Source organism: Hoeflea sp. AS60, from assembly GCF_038900115.1.
Taxonomy (GTDB): Bacteria; Pseudomonadota; Alphaproteobacteria; order Rhizobiales; family Rhizobiaceae; genus Hoeflea.
This window is the reverse complement of record NZ_JBBMQP010000001.1, coordinates 820,751-842,783: the sequence shown is the minus strand read 5'-3', so window position 1 is coordinate 842,783 and position 22,033 is coordinate 820,751. Positions and strand designations below refer to the sequence as shown.

17 protein-coding genes are annotated in these 22,033 nt (G+C 60.2%); 9 read left to right on the top strand and 8 right to left on the bottom strand.

The window, feature by feature from the left end; translation table 11 throughout:
* Positions 1-88: 88 nt before the first annotated feature.
* From WNZ14_RS04010 to WNZ14_RS04000, 3 genes are all read right to left on the bottom strand, one after another.
* Positions 89-1,207 (bottom strand): TRAP transporter substrate-binding protein, encoded by a 1,119-nt coding sequence (locus WNZ14_RS04010; RefSeq protein ID WP_342867307.1) that lies wholly within the window; start codon positions 1,205-1,207, stop codon positions 89-91.
* Positions 1,208-1,318: 111 nt separating this feature from the next.
* The gene (locus WNZ14_RS04005) at positions 1,319-1,963 is read right to left on the bottom strand and encodes a YjbE family putative metal transport protein (protein ID WP_342867306.1); all 645 of its coding nucleotides are present in this window, start codon (positions 1,961-1,963) and stop codon (positions 1,319-1,321) included.
* Positions 1,964-2,000: 37 nt separating this feature from the next.
* A complete protein-coding gene (locus tag WNZ14_RS04000) occupies positions 2,001-3,599 on the bottom strand; it encodes a GMC family oxidoreductase N-terminal domain-containing protein (RefSeq protein ID WP_342867305.1) in 1,599 nt (532 codons plus the stop codon).
* 125 nt (positions 3,600-3,724) lie between these two features.
* On the opposite strand from WNZ14_RS04000, the gene WNZ14_RS03995 reads away from it, so the two are divergent.
* Positions 3,725-4,486 (top strand): IclR family transcriptional regulator, encoded by a 762-nt coding sequence (locus WNZ14_RS03995; RefSeq protein ID WP_342867304.1) that lies wholly within the window; start codon positions 3,725-3,727, stop codon positions 4,484-4,486.
* Between the two features lie 14 nt (positions 4,487-4,500).
* Here WNZ14_RS03995 and WNZ14_RS03990 read toward each other — a convergent pair whose 3' ends face one another.
* The gene (locus WNZ14_RS03990; protein ID WP_342867303.1) at positions 4,501-5,709 is read right to left on the bottom strand and encodes an aminotransferase class I/II-fold pyridoxal phosphate-dependent enzyme; all 1,209 of its coding nucleotides are present in this window, start codon (positions 5,707-5,709) and stop codon (positions 4,501-4,503) included.
* 381 nt (positions 5,710-6,090) lie between these two features.
* Here WNZ14_RS03990 and phaZ point away from each other — a divergent pair, with 381 nt between their 5' ends.
* The 8 genes from phaZ to WNZ14_RS03950 all read left to right on the top strand — a co-directional run bounded on the left by phaZ (position 6,091) and on the right by WNZ14_RS03950 (position 14,002).
* Positions 6,091-7,374, top strand: coding sequence for a polyhydroxyalkanoate depolymerase (gene phaZ / locus WNZ14_RS03985; RefSeq protein ID WP_342867302.1), 1,284 nt, complete (start codon positions 6,091-6,093; stop codon positions 7,372-7,374).
* Positions 7,375-7,535: 161 nt separating this feature from the next.
* On the top strand, positions 7,536-7,973 hold the full coding sequence (locus tag WNZ14_RS03980) for a DUF2852 domain-containing protein (protein ID WP_342867301.1): 438 nt from the start codon (positions 7,536-7,538) through the stop codon (positions 7,971-7,973).
* Between the two features lie 133 nt (positions 7,974-8,106).
* Positions 8,107-8,853, top strand: coding sequence for a M48 family metallopeptidase (locus WNZ14_RS03975; RefSeq protein ID WP_342867300.1), 747 nt, complete (start codon positions 8,107-8,109; stop codon positions 8,851-8,853).
* A gap of 84 nt (positions 8,854-8,937) precedes the next feature.
* Entirely contained in the window at positions 8,938-9,618 is a 681-nt protein-coding gene (locus tag WNZ14_RS03970; protein WP_342867299.1) for a phosphoribosylanthranilate isomerase, read from the top strand.
* A 5-nt stretch (positions 9,619-9,623) separates the two neighbouring features.
* Complete coding sequence (trpB, locus tag WNZ14_RS03965; RefSeq protein ID WP_342867298.1) at positions 9,624-10,844, top strand: tryptophan synthase subunit beta; 1,221 nt, start codon at positions 9,624-9,626, stop codon at positions 10,842-10,844.
* 2 nt (positions 10,845-10,846) lie between these two features.
* Complete coding sequence (trpA, locus tag WNZ14_RS03960; protein ID WP_342867297.1) at positions 10,847-11,686, top strand: tryptophan synthase subunit alpha; 840 nt, start codon at positions 10,847-10,849, stop codon at positions 11,684-11,686.
* 36 nt (positions 11,687-11,722) lie between these two features.
* Positions 11,723-12,637, top strand: a complete 915-nt coding sequence (accD, locus tag WNZ14_RS03955) for an acetyl-CoA carboxylase, carboxyltransferase subunit beta (RefSeq protein ID WP_342867296.1) — start codon at positions 11,723-11,725, stop codon at positions 12,635-12,637.
* A gap of 39 nt (positions 12,638-12,676) precedes the next feature.
* Positions 12,677-14,002, top strand: a complete 1,326-nt coding sequence (locus WNZ14_RS03950; RefSeq protein WP_342867295.1) for a folylpolyglutamate synthase/dihydrofolate synthase family protein — start codon at positions 12,677-12,679, stop codon at positions 14,000-14,002.
* A gap of 86 nt (positions 14,003-14,088) precedes the next feature.
* Here the strand turns inward: WNZ14_RS03950 and trxA are convergent, their stop codons facing one another.
* The 4 genes from trxA to WNZ14_RS03930 form a co-directional block, all read right to left on the bottom strand.
* Positions 14,089-14,412, bottom strand: coding sequence for a thioredoxin (gene trxA / locus WNZ14_RS03945; protein WP_342867294.1), 324 nt, complete (start codon positions 14,410-14,412; stop codon positions 14,089-14,091).
* A 111-nt stretch (positions 14,413-14,523) separates the two neighbouring features.
* Positions 14,524-18,087: a double-strand break repair helicase AddA gene (addA, locus tag WNZ14_RS03940; protein WP_342867293.1), complete on the bottom strand. Its 3,564-nt coding sequence runs from the start codon at positions 18,085-18,087 to the stop codon at positions 14,524-14,526.
* A complete protein-coding gene (gene addB, locus WNZ14_RS03935; RefSeq protein WP_342867292.1) occupies positions 18,080-21,286 on the bottom strand; it encodes a double-strand break repair protein AddB in 3,207 nt (1,068 codons plus the stop codon). Before addB ends, addA begins: the two co-directional genes overlap by 8 nt.
* The gene (locus WNZ14_RS03930) at positions 21,283-22,017 is read right to left on the bottom strand and encodes a nucleotidyltransferase family protein (protein WP_342867291.1); all 735 of its coding nucleotides are present in this window, start codon (positions 22,015-22,017) and stop codon (positions 21,283-21,285) included. The genes addB and WNZ14_RS03930 overlap by 4 nt, the downstream gene beginning before the upstream one ends.
* Positions 22,018-22,033: the final 16 nt, after the last annotated feature.

The following is a 22,033-nucleotide window of genomic DNA, read 5'->3' as shown; positions in this document are numbered from 1 at the left end:
ACGCCCTCCTCGCGAAATTTCCGTCCCCCCCGAAGGGATCCATTGATCCGCCCCGTGTAAAACGGGACGGATCGTCAGCTCCTGATGGTTATTGTTTTTTGAGGGTCTCGGCGTAGGCCTCGCCGAGATTGGCGTTGGTGCGCTGGGCCTGAGCCCAATAGGGAACCGCGGTCTTGGCAAAGGCCTTCTGGCTGTCCCAGACTTTCTTGAAGAAGGCATTTTCAGACGCATTCTTCTCTAGCGCAGCGTTGGCGGCGGCCATGTATTCGGTGAAATACTCGGCAGGCGTATCATGCAGGATGACGCCATCCTCGTTGATCAGCTTGTCGAGCGCCTTGCCGTTTTCATTGATGCGGTAGGCCATGGCCTTCATCAGAGAGGCATTGGCGGCCACTTCGATGGCCTTCTGCTGCAGCGGGGTCAGCGACTTGTAGACATCGCCATTGATATAGAGGTCGGCGTTGACGACCACCTGGTGCAGGCCCTGCAGATAGTAGTGCTTGAGCACCTTCTGGAAGCCGAACACAGAGTCAGGCTTTGGACAGCACCATTCGGCCGCGTCGATGGTGCCCTTTTCCAGCGCCGGCAGGATGTCGCCGCCACCCATGGCAACCGAGGCCACGCCGATGTCCTTGTAGGTCTGGCCCGGAATGCCCGGAGGCGTGCGGAAGCGGTACTTCCGGAAGTCGGCCATGGTCTCGATCGGCTCCTTGAACCAGCCGAGTGCTTCCGGACCGACCGGCTGCAGCATGAAGCCCTTCACATTGACGCCCATCTCGACCCAGAGCTCGTCATAGAGTTCCTTGCCGCCGGCATTGAGGTACCAGGACATGAAGGCGATGTTGTCGATGCCGATACCGGCGCCGGCAACGGGCGATCCGAACAGCATCGCGGCGGGGTGCTTGCCCGACCAGTAGTGGGTCCAGGCGAAGCCGCCATCAATCAGGCCGGCATCGACCGCATCGAGAATTTCCTGAACGCCGACAACTGCGCCGGCAGGCAGGATTTCGAACTCGACCTGGCCATCGGTCAGCGCTTTAACGTCCTCGGCGAAATCCTGAAGCATGACCACTTCGTCAGCCGTATTGGGGATGACCGACTGGACACGGATTTTCGTCGCTGCATCGGCTGACACGCCGAACACCGACGTTGCCGCCAACAGTGCGACAGCTGCAACTCCCTTGGTAAGCTTGGTTAGTCTCGACATGGGGTTCTCCTCCCGTTTCATGTCTTGCCTTCCGTTAAACGCCAGACGGACGTGTTCGGCGAAGGCTTCCCGAACAGCATGTGAAAATGCGTGAGCGGATGAGCCCGCTCGTCAGAAACTACTCCCGATAATGGCCATGAGCCCGGTCTCGGGATCTACAATTCCCCGATAGAACATGTCGCCTGCGACATAGATCAGCACCGCGAGCCCGAGCCAGGAAATGGCGGGGACCCGGGTCAGCAGTTTCATGATCAGCGTTGCCGCGAAGGCCATCAGCAGGATGGCAAGACCCAGACCGAACACCAGCATCTCGGTGTTGCCATCGGCGATTGCGGCAACGGCCAGCACATTGTCGATCGACATCGACAGATCGGCGACCGTGATCGATATCAAGGCCTGGAAGAGTGTCTTCCGGGGTGGTCCGGTGTAGCCTTCGTTGCCATGATCGGCTGTATCAAGCGCGCTGGCCGCTTCTCGGTCGATATTGTCGCGGATTTCGCCGTACAGGCGCCAGCAGACCCAAAACAGCAGCAGCGCCCCAAGAAAGAGCAGCCCCGGCACGCCGAGCATCTTGGTGGCGACCAGCGCGAAAAGGATGCGAAGCACGGCAGCCACGATGATGCCGAACAGAATGGCGCGCTTGCGCTGTTCTGGCGACAAGGAGGCCGCCGCCATGCCGATGATCAGCGCGTTGTCGCCAGACAGGACCAGATCGGCCAGGACAATTGCGCCGAAATCGAAGAGGTGCTGCAGCATCAGCGCGCTTCCTTCGGGCTTGATCGGACAATCGTGCTCATGGGCGCATGTCCTCCCGGATCATGTCCGAGGCCTTTTCGCCGATCATGATCGCCGGGGCGTTGGTGTTGCCCGAGACAATGACCGGCATAATCGAGGCGTCTGCGACCCTGAGGCCGTCGATGCCGCGCACGCGCAACCGTTCATCAACGACTGCCATCGGATCGGAGCCCATCTTGCAGGTTCCGGTCGGGTGGTAGATCGTGGTCGCGGTGTTTCGGGCCCAGTTGAGCAAACCATCAAAATCCTCGTCGGGAACCGATCTCCCCGGTGCATGCTCTTCGGTGATCAGGTCAGCCAACGGCTTATGCCGGCAGATGCGGCGCGCCATGCGGATGCCCTCAACAATGGTTTGCTGGTCCAGTGGCGTTGCGAGGTAATTGGGATGGATCAGCGGATGATCCTCGGGGCGGGCCGAGCGCAACCTGATTTGGCCGGTGCTTTCGGGCCTGAGCTGCAGCACAGACGCGGTGAACGCATCAAAATCATCGGTATCGGTGGTCGGATTGTTGGCGCTGAATGGCTGGATATGAAACTGGATGTCGGGCGTATCGAGATCCGGCCGGGTTTTCAGAAAACCGGCTCCGAGGCTGGCTGCCAGCGTCAACGGTCCGGATCTGCTGACCATGTATTCGAGCCCGATCCTGGCCTGGTTGAAGAGACCGCGGGTGCGGGTGTTGATGGTGGGCGCATTGCAGCGAAAGACGGGGCGCGCCTGAAGATGGTCCTGCAGGTTCTGGCCAACGCCCGGAAGCGCATGTCTCAGCGAAATGCCATGATCGGCCAGATGACAAGGTTCGCCGATGCCTGACAGCAGCAGGATCTGCGGCGAACCGATTGCCCCGGCGGAGAGAATGACTTCGGACCGTGCGGCAATCCGCAGTGATGATCCGAGGCGGGTGCCGCGGACGGCAACCGCCCTGTTGCCATCAAGTTCGATCGTCTCGACCAGAACATGGGTGAAAACCTTGAGGTTCGGCCTGGACCGGGCGGGCTTGAGGAAGGCTTTGGCCGAACTGCAGCGCAAACCGTTGCGGGCCGTCAGCTGGAAATAGCCGACGCCTTCCTGGCTCTCGCCATTGTAATCGGGGTTGAAGGCAAACCCGGCCGATTGAGCTGCTTTGACCCAGGCATCGACAACCTGCCAGGATTGCCGCGACCGCGAGACCGACAATTCGCCCTTGCCTCCCCTCAGGTCGTCAGAATCGCCTTCCCAGGTTTCGCTGCGCCTGAACAGGGGCAGCAGGTCATCCCAACCCCAGCCCACATTGCCCATCTGCCGCCAGCGATCATAATCCTGCGGCTGGCCACGGACATAAAGCAGGCCGTTGATCGAGCTTGAACCGCCAAGTGTCTTGCCGCGCGGCCAGTTGAGCTGCCTTCCGTTGAGGCCCTTGTCGGCCTCGGTCCGGTACATCCAGTTGAGCGACGGGTCCTTGATGGTCTTGAAGTAACCGACCGGCACATGAATCCATGGCGACGCATCGCGTCCGCCGGCCTCGATCAATGCCACCGAGACCGATGGATCAGCCGAAAGCCGGTTGGCCAATACGCAACCTGCTGATCCTGCCCCGACGATGACAAAGTCAAATTCCAACTAAAAATACCTCAATATACAAAAAATGAGACTTTACTTCTCGTTATTCATCGTATTCACTTCTCGGGCTTGGGTGCAAGAGTGGGCACAACTGGCATTACTGATTATTCAAAACTGGTTTGAGCATGCCAAATTCGGAAGACCGCATCGCCACAAATTTGCGTACCTTGCTGATCCTTGAGGTCATCGGCACGGCTGACCAACCGATGACGCCGACCGAGATCAATCAGTCCATCGGGCTTCCCAAGCAGACCATCCACCGGCTCTGCGCGACATTGGTAGAAGAGGGGTTTCTGGTTTACGAGCCGAACGGCAAACGGCTGCGCGCAGCGCGGCGGGCACGGGTCCTTGGTGCAGGACTGCTGCATTCGTCCCGCGATCATATCCTGCGCCGGCAGATACTGGTCGACCTCGCGCTCAAGACTGGCGAAACGATCAACTACGTGGTTCCCGAGGACAGCGGCATGAGCTACCTCGACCGGGTTGAAACCGGTTGGGCGTTCCGGGTGCAGCTGCCGATCGGTTCCAACGTGCCGTTCCATTGCACAGCCAGCGGCAAGACATTCCTTGCCAGTCTCGACACACGAAAGCGCAGGACCTTTACACATGGTCTGGCACTTGAGCGGAAAACACCCAGAACAATCACCGATCCGGACGCCCTGCTGAAGGAACTTGCGGGCGTTTCCAGAGACGGTTTTGCCATCGATAACGAGGAATTCATGGAGGGTATGGTGGCGATAGCCGTCCCGGTCATGGACGAGGCCGGACGGTTTCTCGCAGCCATTGCATGTCATGGGCCGAATGTGCGGCTGTCACTCGACACACTTCGCGGTTTCCTGACCGAATTCAACGTCGCCGTCGAGAAAATGCGCAGCGTTCTGACTTAAATACTCTGACCGCCTCAGGCTTCGCCGCGAGCGTCGGCAGCCAGATCCGCGGCACAATGGGCGATGATCAAACCGATGTGGCGGCAGTCCTCGACGGAAAATGTCAGTGGCAAGCGCATGTCGAACAGGCCTGAGAGAATGCTGTCTGTCTCGACTAGGGGCTGCGGGTCGACATAGTGCCAGCTGTGATGGTTGGAGGTGAATGCAACCGGATCCGCAGCGCCGAACCATTTGAGCTCAACGCCCATAGCCTTGTTGGCCGCCACGAAGGCTTCTGCTTTCTCCGGTGAAATTCCCGGCAGACGGAACTGGATGGAGCTGCCGACATAGCGCTCTTCATCGGGACGCTGCGGCAGCACGACACCAACTACACCGCCAAGCGCCTCCTCGACGGCCCGATAGCGCTCATTCCAGCGTTCGATGCTGTCTTCGAGCCGCGCAAGCTGCGGCAGCAGGATTGACGCGCGGAGATTATCCATGCGGCCCGACATGTTGGGCGTTTCAAGCCGGATCCGTTCGAAAACATCCGCCGATGGGGCAGCTCCATGCCGCTCATAAAGCATGTAGGAGCCTGAAAGAATGATGGCACGGGCCATGAATTCCGGATCGTTCGAGGTCAGCAAACCGCCTTCACCGGAATTGAGATGCTTGTAGGTCTGGGTTGAAAAACATCCTGCCAAGCCGAAGTTGCCGCTTTTCACACCGTTCCAGGCCGCGCCCATCGTGTGCGCACAGTCCTCTATCAGGATGAGGTTGTGATGCCGGACGATATCAACAAGGCTCTCCATGTCAGCCAGATGACCGCGCATATTGGACAACAGCAGGAAACGGGCGCCCGATGTCTTCGCCTTGCGCTCGAGGTCGTCGAGATCGATCACCAGGTTGTCGGTGATTTCCACGAGCACCGGTTTTCCGCCCGCTGCAGCAACCGCGCCAGGAACCGGGGCAAGCGTGAAGCCATTGGTGAGAACCGGTTCTCCCTGGCTGAGGCCTGCCGCGCGCAGGGCTATCGCCATGGCATATCCACCAGAGGCACAGGCCAGACAAAATCGCGCGCCCTGATAGGCGGCATAGGCCTGTTCCAGCTCGGAGGCTTTGGAGAGTTCGCCCGGCCCGCTGTTGTAGCGATGCAGGCGGCCTGACCTCAGGATCTCCGTGGCAGCTGCAATCACCGTGTCATCCAGCGCTTCCTGCTGGGTGAAATTGCCCGTGAAAGGTTTCAAAGACCTACCTCCTCAGCCGGTTGCATGGCATCCCGGTCGTAAAACGGATCATCGCCGGACTCTACGACCACTTTTCCAACATGCATATGGACAAGCTTGCCGTTTACCGCAGCTCCCTGCCTAAACCACGGGCAGAAATGCCAAATCCCGGGATTGATCAAGCATCACTGGCGATCTGGCAGCCCCTGAATCGGTGCTCGACCTTGCCCGAAAGCCGATGAAACCCCTGTAATCCGGGGGCTGTTGTTGCAATGCAACAGAACCGTGATAATCTCGGGTGCTGTTTGCGCACTGCAAAATAAGTCAGGGTCCGTAAAGGAATGACATGCATTATGGCGGAAACAGGGCAGGGTGACTGCCGCAACAAGAGGCAATTGATCAATGTTCTACCAGATGTATGAACTTAACCACGCTGCCATGGCACCAATGCGCGCCTATGCGGATGCAATGCGTCTTTCCTTCCGGAACCCCGTTAATCCACTTTCTCACACACAGCTTGGCCGCTCGGTCGCAGCCGGCTTTGAGCTGTTCGAGCGCACCACGCGCCGCTACGGAAAGCCGGCCTTCGGTCTTGCCGAGACATCCCTGAACACTGGACGGGTGTCCGTGCATGAGAAGATTGTCTGGTCGCGACCCTTCTGTGATCTGATCCATTTCGAGCGTACCCTTCCGGCCAATCATCGTCCGGACCCGAAAATCCTGATTGTTGCGCCGATGTCCGGGCACTACGCGACCTTGCTGCGCGGCACCGTCGAGACGCTGCTGCCCAAGGCCGAGGTCTACATCACAGACTGGACCGATGCGCGCATGGTGCCGGTCAGCGAGGGTCGTTTCGACCTTGATGATTATATCGACTACGTCATTTCGATGCTGCACGCGCTTGGCCCCGACACGCATGTACTCGCCGTTTGTCAGCCGTCGGTGCCGGTCCTCGCTGCCGTCGCGGTGATGGAAGAGAATGGTGACACATTAGCGCCGTCCTCGATGACGCTGATGGGCGGTCCGATCGACACCCGCATCAATCCGACCGCGGTCAACGAACTGGCGCAGAACAAGCCGATCGAATGGTTCGAAGACAACGTCATCATGCAGGTGCCGTTTCCGCTGCCGGGCTTCACCCGCTCTGTGTATCCGGGATTTCTGCAATTGTCCGGTTTCATGACCATGAACCTTGACCGTCACATGATCGCGCAGAAGGATTTCTTCGTAAACCTGGTCAAGGATGACGGTGATTCGGCCGAGCGCCACCGCGAGTTCTATGATGAATATCTCGCCGTCATGGACATGACCTCCGAGTTCTATCTGCAGACAGTTGAAACCGGGTTCATCAAGCATTCGCTGCCGAAGGGCGAAATGATGCATCGCGATCGCAAGGTCAACACCAAGGCCATCCGCAATGTCGCCCTGCTGACGGTTGAAGGCGAGAATGACGATATCTCGGGTCTCGGCCAGACCGAAGCGGCGCAAACCATCTGCCCCAACATTCCCGATGACATGCGACATCATTACGTGCAGCCGAAAGTCGGCCATTACGGGGTCTTCAACGGGTCACGTTTCCGCGCGGAGATCGCACCGCGGATTCTGGATTTCATGCGCACCCATGCTCGTGGCAACACCGCCAAGAAGGTCCAGCCAAAGGTCATCAAGGGCGGCCGGAGCGACTGAGCGCGCTTTCAATCGCTTTTTAGGCATTCGAAATTTCTCTTTTAAAACAGGGAAATATCGGATTCCTACGACCATTTTCTTGAATAGGGTCGCGGTCCATACCACATCAAATTCACAAGGGAACGATCCCCGCTTCCCTTCACCAGATGAGGTTTTGACCTATGACACAGACCGCATTGATCCGTCCCGCTTGGACGCCTGCAACCATCGCCCTGATGGTCCTTGGCTTCATGGTATTCTGGCCTCTGGGCCTTGCCATGCTTGCCTACATTATCTGGGGCGAGCGGCTCGACGGCTTCAAGGCTGACGTCAACCGCGCCACCGACAACTTCGCAGGCTCGTTCCGCAAGAACCGTAACTCGATGCGCAGCAACCACAGCAGCGGCAATGCTGCTTTTGACGACTGGCGCGACACCGAGCTCTCGCGGCTCGATGAAGAACGCAAGAAGCTTGACGAGATGCGCCGCGAATTCGACCAGCATATGCGCGATCTGCGCATGGCACGCGACCGCGAAGAGTTCGACCGTTTCATGGCCGCACGTCAGGCGAGCCAGAACAAGGCCCGGCCATCCGGCTCGGTACCTGAAATCGACGGCTAACCGAACCATAAGTGATCTCCCGGAAGGGCGGCGTTTTCAGCGCCGCCCTTTTTGTTGCCCTGTCTGATCGCCGGCTTCGTTTGGAGACATTTTTGAATACTTGTGTGACCGCCGAATCGGATAAATGATCAACATGTTTGGAATCGGCCGTCCTTCCCGCAGAAAAAGCGTACCGCGACCCAGCGCGGTCACGGTCAATGGCCGCGAGCTGCCGCTGGCGATCCGCGAAAACGCACGGGCAACCCGGATGACGCTGCGTATCGAACCAGGCGGCCAGGCGCTGAAGCTGACCATCCCCAGGGGACTGCCTGAACACGAGATCGATGAATTTCTCACCCGGCACCATGGCTGGCTGATGACCCGGCTGGCGCGGGTGGAAGACGCCGGACCGCTATCCGATCAGGGCAAGATCACCATTCGCGGCGTCGACCACCGGATCGCGATGACCGGCAAGCTTCGTGGCATTGCCGAGGAGACGGAAATTGGCGGCGTGCGCACCTTGCTGGTTTCGGGACTGCCCGAACATGTCGGCCGTCGCGTTTCCGACCATCTCAAGCGGGTGGCCAAGAGCCAGCTTGAGCAGCTGGTGCGCACGCACGCGGCAACTCTGGGCAAGCCGGTGCGAGCGATCGCCTACAAGGACACGAAAAGCCGCTGGGGCTCATGCACATCAGACGGAAACCTGTCATTCTCCTGGCGGATAGCCATGGCGCCCGATTTCGTGATCGACTACCTCGCTGCCCACGAAGTGGCGCATCTGAAGGAAATGAACCACGGGCCCAACTTCTGGGCCACCTGCAAGGCGCTATGTCCACGCACCACTGAAGCCAAGCGTTGGCTCAAGCAGAACGGGTCACGATTGTTCGCAGTGAAGTTCTAGAACTTCCCATCCGAGCCGATCTGCCGTGATTGTCGAAGCATCCATATCTCGACTCTTCAGCGGATTTGTGCGACTTCAGCCGCCATGACGACACAGATCAAGATATGCGGCCTGAGCACACCTGAAGCGGTGGATCGCGCGGCCGATCTCAACGCCGATATGGCTGGGTTCATCTTTTTTCCAAAGAGCCCCCGCCACGTCGCAATCGAGACCGCTGCCACTCTGGCCGAGCGGGCACGGACGCGTGGACTTGTGACCGTCGCAGTCACCGTTGACATGGATGATGCAGGTCTCGAAGACATTGTCGCCAGGGTCAAACCTGATTGGCTGCAATTGCACGGCGGCGAAAGCCCGGGGCGCGCCGCGGACCTCAAGGCGCGGTTCGGACTGCCAGTCATGAAGGCCTTTGCCATTCGCGAGGCCTCTGATCTTGAGCGGATTGGTCCCTACAATGGCATTGCCGACCGGTTCCTGTTTGACGCCAAGCCACCGAAGGGCTCAGATCTGCCAGGCGGCAACGGCGTCAGTTTTGACTGGCGGTACCTTGCCGTGCTTGACGGGGCTCCCAATTACATGCTTTCCGGTGGGTTGACGAAAGACAATATCGGCGAGGCGCTTGATATCAGCCGGGCGCCCGGCGTCGATGTGTCATCCGGCGTTGAAAGCGCGCCCGGTATCAAGCACCTCGGCATGATGAATGACTTTGTCCAGGCGGTACACGATGCGGACAACGCCAGAACGGACAAGGGACGGTCCCAGGAGTAGATGATTTGAACCAGACAAGTACCCCAAATTCATTCCGTACCGGCCCTGACGAGCAGGGCATGTTCGGTATTTTCGGCGGTCGATTTGTTGCCGAAACGCTGATGCCGCTCATCCTGGAGCTGGAAGAAGAATGGACAAGGGCCAAGAAAGACCCTGCCTTCCAGGCCGAGCTTGAGCATCTCAACAAGCACTATACCGGACGGCCATCGCCGATGTACTTCGCCGAGCGGCTGACCGAGCACCTGGGCGGCGCGAAGATCTACTTCAAGCGTGACGAGCTCAACCACACCGGATCGCACAAGATCAACAATTGCGTCGGCCAGATCCTGCTCGCCAAGCGCATGGGCAAGACCCGGATCATCGCCGAAACCGGCGCGGGACAACATGGCGTGGCGTCAGCAACCGTAGCTGCCCGGTTCGGCTATCCCTGCGAAGTCTACATGGGCGCCACCGACGTTCAGCGCCAAGCGCCGAATGTGTTCCGGATGAAGCTCCTGGGCGCCGAGGTGCACCCGGTCACATCCGGCCACGGAACGCTGAAAGACGCGATGAACGAGGCGCTGCGCGACTGGGTGACCAATGTCGACGACACCTATTACCTGATCGGCACCGCTGCGGGCCCGCATCCTTATCCGGAAATGGTCCGCACCTTCCAGTCGGTGATCGGACAGGAATCGCGCGAGCAGATCATGGCCATGGAAGGCCGTTTGCCGGACATGCTGATTGCAGCTGTCGGCGGCGGCTCCAACGCAATCGGCCTTTTCCATCCCTTCCTGGACGACAAGGATGTGCAGATTGTCGGCGTTGAAGCCGGCGGCAAGGGTCTGGAAGGCGAAGAGCATTGCGCCTCGCTGACTGCCGGTTCACCAGGCGTTCTGCACGGCAACCGCACCTACCTGCTGCAGGATAGCGACGGCCAGATCAAGGAAGGCCATTCGATCTCGGCGGGCCTCGATTACCCCGGCATCGGGCCTGAGCATTCCTGGCTCAAGGAATCCAACCGGGTCGAATATGTGCCGATCATGGATACTGAAGCACTGGAAGCCTTCCAGCTGCTGACACGTCTCGAAGGCATCATCCCGGCGCTGGAACCCAGCCATGCGCTGGCCGAAGTGATCAAGCGGGCGCCGAAAATGGGCAAGGACCAGATCATCGTGATGAACCTGTGCGGCCGCGGCGACAAGGACATCTTCACTGTCGGCAAGATACTCGGCGTGGAGCTCTGATCATGACCACTCGCATCGACACGCGTTTTGAAAAACTCAAAGCCGAGGGCCGGCCAGCGCTGGTGACCTATTTCATGGGCGGCGACCCTGATTACGACACTTCGCTGAAAATCATGCAGGCGCTGCCGGGCGCAGGCTCCGACGTGATCGAACTCGGCATGCCGTTTTCCGATCCGATGGCAGACGGTCCGGCAATCCAGATGGCCGGGCAGCGGGCGCTGAAAGGCGGCCAGACGCTGGTCAGGACACTCGATCTGGCGCGCGATTTCCGCAAGACCGACAACGAGACGCCGATCGTGCTTATGGGCTATTACAATCCGATCTATATCTATGGGGTCGACCGTTTCCTGGTGGATGCCATCGAAGCCGGGATCGACGGGCTGATCGTCGTCGATCTGCCGCCTGAAATGGACGAGGAATTGTGCCTTCCGGCCTTGAAAGCCGGCATCAACTTCATCCGGCTGGCAACGCCGACCACGGATGACAAGCGGCTGCCGCGGGTTCTGAGCAACACATCCGGCTTTGTCTATTATGTGTCGATGAACGGCATCACCGGCTCCGCCATTGCCGACACATCAAAGGTCAATGAGGCTGTCGACCGGATCAAGAGCCATACCAACCTGCCGGTCTGCGTCGGCTTCGGGGTGAAAACCGCCGAACAGGCACGCGCCATCGGCCAGTCGGCGGATGGTGTCGTGGTTGGTACCGCGATCGTCAACCAGATCGCAAACACGCTTGATGCCAAGGGTGCGGCAACATCGGACACCGTCGAGAGCGTTGCCACCATGGTACGTGGTCTTGCCACCGGCGTTCGCGCCGCACGCCTTGCACCGACGCAATAGCACCCCCACATTGGGTGACGAACCGGAGATAACGCGTTGAACTGGATTACCAACTACGTCAGGCCAAAGATCAATTCGATGCTCGGCCGCCGCGAGGTGCCGGAGAATCTATGGATCAAATGCCCGGAAACCGGGGAAATGGTGTTCCACAACGATCTGGAAGAAAACCATTTCGTGATTCCGGCTTCGGGCTACCACATGAAGATGACGGCCGAAGCCCGGCTCAAGCACATGTTTGATGAGGGCAAGTACGAGCTGCTGCCATCACCAAAAGTGCCCCATGATCCGCTCAAATTCCGCGATTCCAAGAAGTATAGCGACCGGCTTCGCGACAGCCGGACCAAGACCGGCCTCGAAGACTCCATCGTCGCCGCGCACGGTGCTGTCCAGGGCGTCAATATTGTCGCTTGCGTGCATGATTTTTCCTTCATGGGCGGATCGCTCGGCATCGCCGCAGGCGAAGCCATCATCCAGGCTTTTGAAGCGGCCATTGAGCGCAATTGTCCGCTGGTCATGTTTCCGGCTTCCGGTGGAGCACGCATGCAGGAAGGCATCCTTTCTCTGATGCAATTGCCGCGCACCACCGTCGCAGTCGAAATGCTCAAGGAAGCCGGCCTGCCTTATATCGTTGTGCTGACAAACCCCACCACCGGTGGCGTCTCGGCATCCTATGCGATGCTTGGCGACGTGCATCTTGCCGAACCGGGCGCGGAAATCTGCTTTGCCGGCAAACGGGTGATCGAACAGACGATCCGTGAAAAGCTTCCGGAAGGGTTCCAGACGTCGGAATACCTGCTCGACCACGGCATGATCGACATGGTGGTACATCGCCATGAAATTCCTGCGACCGTCGCCCGGTTGCTGAGGATCTTTCTCAAGATGGATGCCCCGGCACCAGTGGCGCTTCCCGCGCCGGCTGTTGAGCCGGTACCTGCCGAAGCCGCCGAGTAAGCTTCCAGCAAGAAGCCGGAAACGGCGAGAGGAGCGGTCGTGTCGGCTGCTGAACGAGAAATCAACGCGCTTCTGGCGCTGCATCCGAAGGGTTTCGACCTGTCGCTCGCACGGATCACCCGGCTGCTCGAGCGGCTGGGAAATCCGCATGATAAGCTGCCGCCGGTGATCCATATCGCCGGGACAAACGGCAAGGGCTCAACAAGCGCATTCTGCCGGGCGATTCTGGAAGCGCAGGGCCTTAAGGTGCACGTCCACACTTCGCCACATCTGGTCAACTGGCATGAGCGTTTTCGCCTTGGAGCGGATGGCGGCGGACAGCTTGTCGCTGACGAAGTGCTCGCCGATGCGGTGCGGCGGGTGGCAGATGCCAACCAGGGTGAGATGATCACCGTCTTTGAAATCCTGACCGCAGTGATGTTTTTGCTGTTTTCCGAACATCCTGCCGACGCAGCGCTGATCGAAGTGGGGCTCGGCGGGCGGTTTGACGCGACCAATGTGATCGCCCACCCGGCCGTTGCGGTGATCATGTCGATCTCGCTTGATCACCAGGCCTATCTCGGCGATCGCGTGGAACTGATCGCGGCCGAGAAGGCGGGCATCATCAAATCTGGTTCGCCTGTCGTCATTGGCGCCCAGACCGAAAATGCGGCCCGCGATGTGCTGACAGATATCGCTGAACGGCTGAAATGTCCGCTCAGCGTCTACGGCCAGGATTTTTTTGCCGTTCAGGAGAACGGGCGGCTGGCTTACCAGGACGAAGACGAACTGATCGACCTGCCGTTGCCTAAACTCGCGGGGCGGCACCAGCAGGCAAATGCTGCGGCCGCCATCAGGGCGCTGAAGGCGGCGGGCTTCAAGCTCAGCGAGGCGGCGATTTCAGAAGGTCTGCTCAATGTTTACTGGCCGGGCCGGCTCGAAAGGCTGCTGCATGGCCGCCTCGTCGACAACGCCATGGACGGTGTCGAATTGTGGATTGATGGCGGGCATAATCCCGGCGCGGGCCAGGTTATCGCCGAGGCGATGGCAAATCTCAACGACCGCCAATCACGGCCGTTGTTTCTGATCACAGGCATGATCAATACCAAGGATCCCGTGGGCTATTTCGAAGCCTTTGAGGGCATGGCCCGGCATGTGTTCACCGTTCCGGTGCCCGATTCCGATGCCGGTCTGGATCCCGAATATCTTGCAGACGTTGCCGACGAAGCCGGATTGAGCGCTGAATCGGCCGAAGATGTCGAGACAGCGATCGCTGCCATCTGCAAGAACTGGAAGGGGCTCGAGCGGCCTCCGCGAATTCTGATCGGCGGGTCGCTCTATCTCCTCGGGACCGTGCTGAAAACCAACGGCACGCCGCCAGTCTGATCCGCGTCGGGTTCCATTCTGCTTGACCAACGAAAAAACCCGCCCGGTTTCCCGGACGGGTTTTTCATTGGTCTCAAGCACTAAATTCAGGCGATGGCGCCCGAAATCCAGCTTGAAAGCGCTGTTTTGGGCGAAGCGCCAACCTTGATGTCGGCCACTGCACCGCCCTTGAACATGGCCAGGGTCGGGATCGAGCGAACGCCGAACTGCGAAGCAAGTTCCGGGTTCTCATCGATGTTGAGCTTGACGACCTTGACGCTGCCTTCCATCTCGTTGGAAATTTCCTCGAGGCTCGGAGCGATCATCTTGCATGGTCCGCACCATTCGGCCCAGAAATCAACGACAACCGGTACGGTGGAGTCGAGCACTTCGCTCTGAAAATTGGCGCTGTCTACTTTTACGGTTGCCATGATGTGGCACTCCTTTGGTGAATCACTCAGATGAGACCAATGTGATGATTCGCCCGTGAGTATTCAAGGTATTTCGATCAGCTTCACCCAGCCGTGATGGCTTTCGGGGGATTATCGCTCAAGGCGGGCCATGGCCTGATCAAGCACCGGACCCGGTATTTCAATGAGAAAAGGCCCCGAAACATAGACAAGCGCAGCGTCAATCCGTCGACCCGGATACAGCGGGGCCAACAGGGCACGATAGATGGCAAGCTGGGAAACATGGCCTGCGGGTGCCTCTTCTTCGGGACCGGGGGCAAGTCCTGTCTTGTAGTCAACGATCAGCACACGGTCACCGTCCAGAGCTATGCGGTCGATACGGCCGGAGACGGCGCGCGGCTCTCCCTTGATCTGCAATGTGCCCATCACCGAGACCTCCGCCTCGCCGGGTGCATCAAAAATCGGCGCGAAGCGCGGGTCCTGCAAAACCGAGAGCACCTGGGTCTCGATTGTATTGGCTGTGGCAGCCTGCTCTTGCGGCAGAGCGCGCGCCAGATAGCGGGCGAGCACGATCTGACGCTCTGCCGGAGGAATAGCCGGCAGCACCTGAAGCAGGCGGTGAATCATGCTTCCGCGCTCGAGTGCAGCCGCGGAGCCGGTCTGGCTCTCTGCGAAGGGCGAGCGCGAGGCGAGATCTGCGCTGTCCTCCAGCACGGCGCTCACGCCCGATGGTGTCAAGGGCCGGGGCAGACGCTGAGGCGCCGGCAAGGGGTCAGTGGGGATGGCGATGCCACTGCCAGCCACCGATGGCGCGGCTTTCGCCACTCCCTGACCGGGCTCCGTGACCCCGGAACGATCCGTGCGGATGCGACAGAACCGCCGCACCTCGAAAGGCGCCGCAGCGGCCTCATGAACGGCATCCGATACGACATAGCCGCTTTCAGCGGCAGCGCGTTCAATTCCGACCGAAGCCAAGGAATGCCAGGTCGGGGTTTTGACTTCCCTCACGCCACGATAGCCGCAGACCACCAGCCGGTCGGCCGCACGCGTCAGGCCAACATAGAGCAGCCGTCGATACTCTTCCTCGGCCTGCTCGCGCATCTTCTCGCGGACCGGCATGATCGCATCGTTTTCATGGGTCTTGTCCGGCAACCAGACCGGGATGGACGGCGCATCGGCGGCCTCAGGCACTGAAGGGAGCAGCAGGAGCCTTGGCTGATGGCTATGCTGGAAGGCCTCACCGCCCGAATCCACCAGAAAAACGATCGGCGCTTCCAGTCCCTTGGCCGCGTGCACGGTCATGATCCGCACCGCACCGGACTGGCCTTCCATCTCACGCTTGATCTCCGGCGTATCCGTTTCAAGCATGGCGAGAAATGACTGCAGGCCAGGCAGGCCCGCCTGTTCGTGATCGAGCGTCAGCCCCAGAAATTCGTCAAGGACATCGCCAACCTCATGACCGAGACGCGCGAGATAGGCCCGGCGGCCACCGTCCGGCCCAAGCAGAGCTGCATAGAAATCATGGGGCTGCTGATGAGCGGCGCGCGCGATCCAGCGCTTGAGCCTGGCCACCGTGAGCTCGAAGCGCTGATCGGTTTGAGCCAGTTCAAGCAAATGCTGCCAGACCGACATGCCCTCCGGCCTTGAAGCGGTCAGGCGGAACAAGTCCTCCTCGCTCAGATCCAATAATGGGCTCTTGAACAAGGAGGCGAGCGAGAGATCGTCATCGCCTAGCAGCACAAAGCGGCCAAGCGCCATCAGGTCCTGAACCGCAATATGGTCGGTCAGGCGCAGCCGGTCGGCGCCTGCGACCGGAATATCCGTCGTTGCCTTGAGCGTACGCAGAAGCGTCGGCACAAAACCATCACGCTTGCGCACCAGAACCAGAATGTCACCGGGCGCGACGGGCCGCATCTTTCTCGACTTCTGGTCCTCGATCACTTCGTGGCCAACCCACTTGCCAAGCACATCGGCGATGCGGCGCGCCAGTTGGGCGGACGGCGCTGTTTCTGGTACCTCGTCGAAGGCGGCAGTCCAGTCGTCCTCGTCGTCGGTCGCTTCCTTGGCGATCATCGGCCATAATTCAACCAGGCCCGGCGCTTGCAATCGGGCTGTTTCATGAATGACCGGCTCATCTGCCGAGCCCATCCCGCGCAGGGCATCCGGATCGGCAAACACATGATCTACGAATTTGAGCACCTCGGTGGAAGACCTGAAGGACACCCGCAACGAGACCTGCTCGAAGTCTGCATCCGCAGCGCCCGCAAGCCTGGCAATCCTGCTGCGCTCCTCGGCGAAACGCTCGGGCCGGGCGCCCTGGAACGAGTAGATCGACTGTTTTTCGTCGCCAACAGCAAAAAGTGTCCTGGTGGCAGGCCGGGCTCCTTCGCCGGCAAAGAACTCGTCGGACAGAGCCCCTATGACATTCCACTGCAAAGGTGCGGTGTCCTGCGCCTCATCGACGAGCACATGATCGATGCCCTGATCGAGCTTGTAGTGGACCCAGGCGCTGGCGCCACTCTTTGACAACAAGGCCTCGGTCGCGCCGATCAGGTCGTCATAATCGAGCAGAGCCTGGCGGGATTTCAGTCTCTCGAACTCGCCGAGATAGCGGCGAGCCAGGCGGAAGGCCGTCAACGAGGCCGACAGCATCTTGAGCCGCGCCAGCCTGTCGAAGATTGCAACGATTTGCGCCTGCGCCTCGGCCACGCGTTCAGCGAGATCGGGAAATCTCTCCTGGACCGTTTTTGAGGCCACACTGCCGAGTTTGGCCGGCGAACCGGATTTGGTGAAGAACACCTCCCTGAGCAGATCGAGACGTTCAGCAGGTCCGGGCTGAGATCCGACAGCGAGCAATCCATAGGCGAGATTGTAGGCTTTCGTTGCCGATTTGGCTGATTCGGAAAATTCGAAGACAGCCCGGACATAATCGACCGGCAACGCATCTAGCGGCCAGACATTCTCGACAATGGATGCCGCGTTTTCCTCCTGCGATAATCCCAGAGCCTTCCTGATCAGTGCCTCGGCGCCACCCGATGTCCGGGCTCGTTCATCAAAGGCAAGATATTCGCGGCGGCGCGTGTAGAGACCCGAGAGCAATTTGTCGAAACCGGCCTCGCCACCAATATCGAGTGCCCCGACAACGGCGGCTGCCAGATCCGGGTCATTTTCGAAGGACTGGGCCGACATCAGATGCCGGCGCGCCTCGGCCAGCAGTTCGGCCGCCTTCTGGTCATCGAGAACGTTGAAATGGCCGGGGATATTGGCTTCGAGCGGAAACCGGTGCAACACCGCTTCGCAGAAGGCGTGAATGGTCTGGATCTTGAGGCCGCCGGGCGTTTCCAGCGCTGTGGCGAACAGTCTTCGCGCCCGCACCAGCTGATGTGGTTCAGCTTTCCGGCCTTCAAGTTCCGTAATCCTTTCGGCAAGCGTCGCATCATCGAGCCGCACCCACTCACCAAGCGTCTTGAAAATGCGGTTGGACATCTCCGCCGAGGCGGCCTTGGTGTAGGTCAGGCAGAGAATGGCCGATGGACGCGCACCGCGAAGCAGCAGTCGGATCACCCGGCGGGCCAGAACGTGGGTCTTGCCTGAGCCGGCATTGGCCGAGACCCAGGCTGACAGGGTCGGCGTTGCCGCCTTGTTCTGGCGCATCGTGGTGTCGGATATGACGCTCATTCCGCTATCGTCACTCATCGCCATCGCCTCCATCGGCATCAACGGCGGTCTGCCATTCAGCGACCCTTGCCAAGTGATCATATTCGCCGCCGAAATCCCGTGCGCTTCTTGGGATGGCACGCGAAAGATACCCGCGCTTGCCGGATCTGAGCAGGCTGACCAATCGGACGAATTCATCCACCGCCCTGCTGGCAAGATCCTGCGGGCTCACAAACTCGTCCCGGCCCGGCCTGTCCGGATCGGTGTCAATGCGTTCGGCAAAGGGGTCCCTTCCTGTCAGGCGAAGATAGAGAAGGCCGGACACGGGCATTTTGCCAACATCCGCAAAGCCGCCATTGATCAGCGCATAGGCTTCGAGCGCCAACTGCGGGTCGAGCAGGATCCGGGCTTCCTTGCGCGATGGCGTGCCACCGGTCTTGTAGTCGATGATCCAGACGGTTCCGTTCTTGCGCAGGTCGAGCCTGTCGGCCATGCCGGTGAGTTTCAGCCCTGCAAGCGGCAATTCCAGGCTGGCCCGGGTCTCGACCAGCGAACGCACCAATCCGGCAGCGTTCTCGCCTTCCCAATCGACAATGGCATTGGCTGCCTTGTCAAAGCGCATGCGCCAGACCAAAGCGGTGGCGTCAGGCAAGCCGGCTTTGGAAAAATGCTCGGACGCTATGCGCCGCAGCGTTTCGAGCGACCGGGGGTTCGGGCCGTCACCTGAAATGAACGCCTCAAGGATCTCATGGTAGAGTGTACCACGCTCGCGCGGTCCGGGATCGGTGAGAAAATCCTCCAGCGGATCGAGACCCAGGATGCGCCGCGCATAAATCGCGTAAGGGTCACGCCGCAGCTTTCCGACTTCCGAAAAGGAGTAGGATTTAGGTTGCAGGTCTTCAGGCGGCCGCGGCTCCGGACGGGGAGAGGCAGCGGTGGAAGGACCCTGATCAAGGGTTCGGGCATGGGCAAGCAAGGCTTCGCCACGGGAGCGAAGCAGGGCGGCCGGTTCCAGGCCGATGACTGCCAGAAGCCGCTGAAGCCACCGAGAGGCGACTGTCGGTGCCTTACCGGAGCGGAATGAGCGGGACAGCACGACTTCGGGCGCACCCATGGCCATCTGAAAATCGTGGGCGGCTTGGCCGATGCGACGCTCCGGCGGCTCGAGACCGATTGCGGCCTTCATTGACCGGGACAGGAACGGGTCTTCCTGACCGTCCTGCGGCCAGACGCCCTCGTTGAGGCCTGCCATCAGCAGGGTGTCGACATGCTGCAACCGGGCCTCAAGCGCACCCCAGATGAAGGCTCTGGGATGACCACCAGCCCGGGGCTTTACCATTCTGCCCGAGATCAGCGCATCCAGCGAGCCCAACCATTCATGCCCGGTCATGGTCAGCAACGAGCCGCTGTCGCGGGTTTCAAGCAAAACAGTGGCGAGATCGGCTCCTGCCTCGTCACCCCACAGGCTATCTAGCGCGCCGCTTTCGTCGACGCAGATCCGCTCCAGAACGTCGGCGGTCAAGGCGGCCAGCCTGCCGATCGGGATCTCGTTGGTCACGCCCGGCCCGGAGCGCTCGACCAGAACAGATGTCAGAGGCTTGAGCGCATTGGCAGCACGGGCGGCGAAATCGCGCGCCTGTTCTGCCTCCTCGTCGCTGATCCGCTTGAGCCATTTTGGCGCATGGCGTTCATCCCGCCCGGGCTCGCGCTCGCGGACCAGTGTTTCGAGCTCATCAATATCGGCAGCGCCGCTGCCGCCGCGCAAGGCTATCCGTTCGACAAAACCGGCACGCTCACTTGCTTCGCTCTTTGTAAGACCGAAACGGGCCAACGGATGCTTGATCAATGCGGCAATCGCCACCGGATCGCCCGGCGCGAAGGCAACATGCACAGCCAGCCGCGCCAGGCCGCCTTGAGGGCTCGATGTCAACGGCGAACCGCCCGAATCATTGGCTTCGATGCCATAGCGGGCAAGCTCGGTAACGACCCGGCGCGCGAGATTGCGGTCGGGGGTGATAAGGGCCGCGGTTGGTTCCGGGATGCCCGGGCGTGGTTCCAGAGCGCGGCGCATGGCGGCAGCCAGAGCCGATGCTTCCTCGCGCTCGTTTGCGGCCTCGATAAGGCTGACATGCTCAAATCCCGGCGTGATCGTCGCTGGTTCAGGCAGGAAGTCGGGCTCTCCCCAGGCTTCGGTGGCAATCGCGGGCAGCAAAGCGTGTGACACAAGCGTCCTGCGTACCGCGAGCTCCGGCGCAAGCCGGCCGATTTCGGGGATGTCGTCAATGCGGTCAGTATCAACTCCGCAGCTTTGAAGCAGGGTCAGAAGGCCATATTGCGGGTGGCTGCGGATAGCGACGTCAACCAGAATGCGGCCATCAGGCGATTGTCTGTTGAGTGCGGCTTCCGTCAATGCCTGCCAATGCGCGGGCCGCATGGCGTGATCGAGTCCTGGCAGCACCACCGCGCCTTGGGGCAGTTGCGCGACGGTAGCAATCAGCCGGGCGGTCGATGGCCTTGTGCCGGTCGATCCGGCTACGATGACCGGTCGATCTGCCGGGGATGCCGCAAGGCCGCGGGTGAACACGTCGAGCATCGCATTGTGGTGTTTGGCGGGGCTGGAGCGGTGGATTTCACTCAAGAGCGCCGGCCAGAACTCGCGCGCGATCTTGAGAAACTCGGATGTCAGCTGCCACCATTGCTGCAGATCAGCGGAGGCGACACTTTCAAGGCCGGCAAAATCACCTTCTTCGGTTTCAACTGCCTGGATCAGGTCGGACAGGGCGCGGCCAAGCCAGATTGCATCGGCCGGGTTGGCCGGCGCCACCAGCGGCACGCCGCCAAGGTGATCCTTGACCGTCTGTGGCAAGGCCTGTTTCCAGGCTAGAACCAGATCGGCGAGCCGCAAGGTGGAGGCTATCTGCGGGATTGGCGGATCAAGGGCGAGCGTTTCCGGATCGGCGGAATCGAAGAACCCGGCATCGTCATCGGTTTCCCCCAAGGGGCGGATGACCGGCAGGATAGCAGATCCCTTGCCGATGAGATCTGTGAGTTCGGATCGCAGGACGCGGGCGGCGCGGCGCGTGGGCACGAACACCGTGGCACCTACCAGAGACAAAGGGTTGTCAGCGCTGTAGGCGAGGCCCGGAACCAGGCCGCCTTCGATAATCTGCCCGGCAAGCGTGGCGAGGAAATCCACGCCTGGCGGGATCGTGACTATTCTGGGTGATGATCGCGTCACTGGGCCGGTTCGCCGAGATAGGCGGAACGGGCGGCTTCAGCCTCGCCGATTGCTTCGGGCGTGCCAACCGTGAGCCAATGACCCTGCATGGCCATACCAAACAGACTGCCCTGGCTTGCGGCCGCATCGAAACAGCGATTGAGAGAGAAACGTTTCTCGGTGATGCCGTCAAAAATGCGAGGATGCAGAATGATTGCGCCGGCATAGATGACCGGATCGCCGGTGCCCTTGTAGCGCTCCAATCGGCCATCATCACCCATGACGAAATCACCGGCGCCGGTGTGGCCTGTTGCCTGATCAAGGCGGGCGGTCATCAGCAGGATATCCATCGATTCGGGGTCGAAACAATCTGCCATTTTTGTGAGATTGTCCGTCGCGCTGCCCGGTTGCTCCAGCCAGAACGTATCGGCGTTGAGAACCAGAAACGGCTCATTTCCGAGCATCGGCAGGGCCTTGACGATACCGCCGCCCGAATCGAGGAGTTCTGCGGTTTCATCCGATATCTGGATATCCGCGCCAGACCATGTCGAGAGCCAGTCGACCAGGAGCGGCGCGAGGTAATGCACGTTGACCACCATATGGCTGACGCCCGCCCGGACGAGGGCTTCCAGCCCATAGGCGATCAACGGCTTTCCTGCCACTTCGACCAGGGGCTTCGGCAGCGTTTCGGTGATAGGACGCATACGGGTGCCAAGCCCTGCGGCCAGAATCATGGCGGATTTGATTGTCATCGGTTCGGCAGTTCCG

Excerpts from the sequence above, each read along its gene's own strand:
- phaZ (WP_342867302.1), top strand. The coding sequence starts at position 6,091 with ATGTTCTACCAGATGTATGAACTTAACCACGCTGCCATGGCACCAATG.
- WNZ14_RS04005 (WP_342867306.1), bottom strand. The coding sequence starts at position 1,963 with ATGCTGCAGCACCTCTTCGATTTCGGCGCAATTGTCCTGGCCGATCTG.
- trpA (WP_342867297.1), top strand. The coding sequence starts at position 10,847 with ATGACCACTCGCATCGACACGCGTTTTGAAAAACTCAAAGCCGAGGGC.
- WNZ14_RS03930 (WP_342867291.1), bottom strand. The coding sequence starts at position 22,017 with ATGACAATCAAATCCGCCATGATTCTGGCCGCAGGGCTTGGCACCCGT.
- WNZ14_RS03980 (WP_342867301.1), top strand. The coding sequence starts at position 7,536 with ATGACACAGACCGCATTGATCCGTCCCGCTTGGACGCCTGCAACCATC.
- WNZ14_RS03975 (WP_342867300.1), top strand. The coding sequence starts at position 8,107 with ATGTTTGGAATCGGCCGTCCTTCCCGCAGAAAAAGCGTACCGCGACCC.
- WNZ14_RS04010 (WP_342867307.1), bottom strand. The coding sequence starts at position 1,207 with ATGTCGAGACTAACCAAGCTTACCAAGGGAGTTGCAGCTGTCGCACTG.
- trxA (WP_342867294.1), bottom strand. The coding sequence starts at position 14,412 with ATGGCAACCGTAAAAGTAGACAGCGCCAATTTTCAGAGCGAAGTGCTC.
- WNZ14_RS03995 (WP_342867304.1), top strand. The coding sequence starts at position 3,725 with ATGCCAAATTCGGAAGACCGCATCGCCACAAATTTGCGTACCTTGCTG.
- WNZ14_RS03970 (WP_342867299.1), top strand. The coding sequence starts at position 8,938 with ATGACGACACAGATCAAGATATGCGGCCTGAGCACACCTGAAGCGGTG.
- addA (WP_342867293.1), bottom strand. The coding sequence starts at position 18,087 with ATGAGTGACGATAGCGGAATGAGCGTCATATCCGACACCACGATGCGC.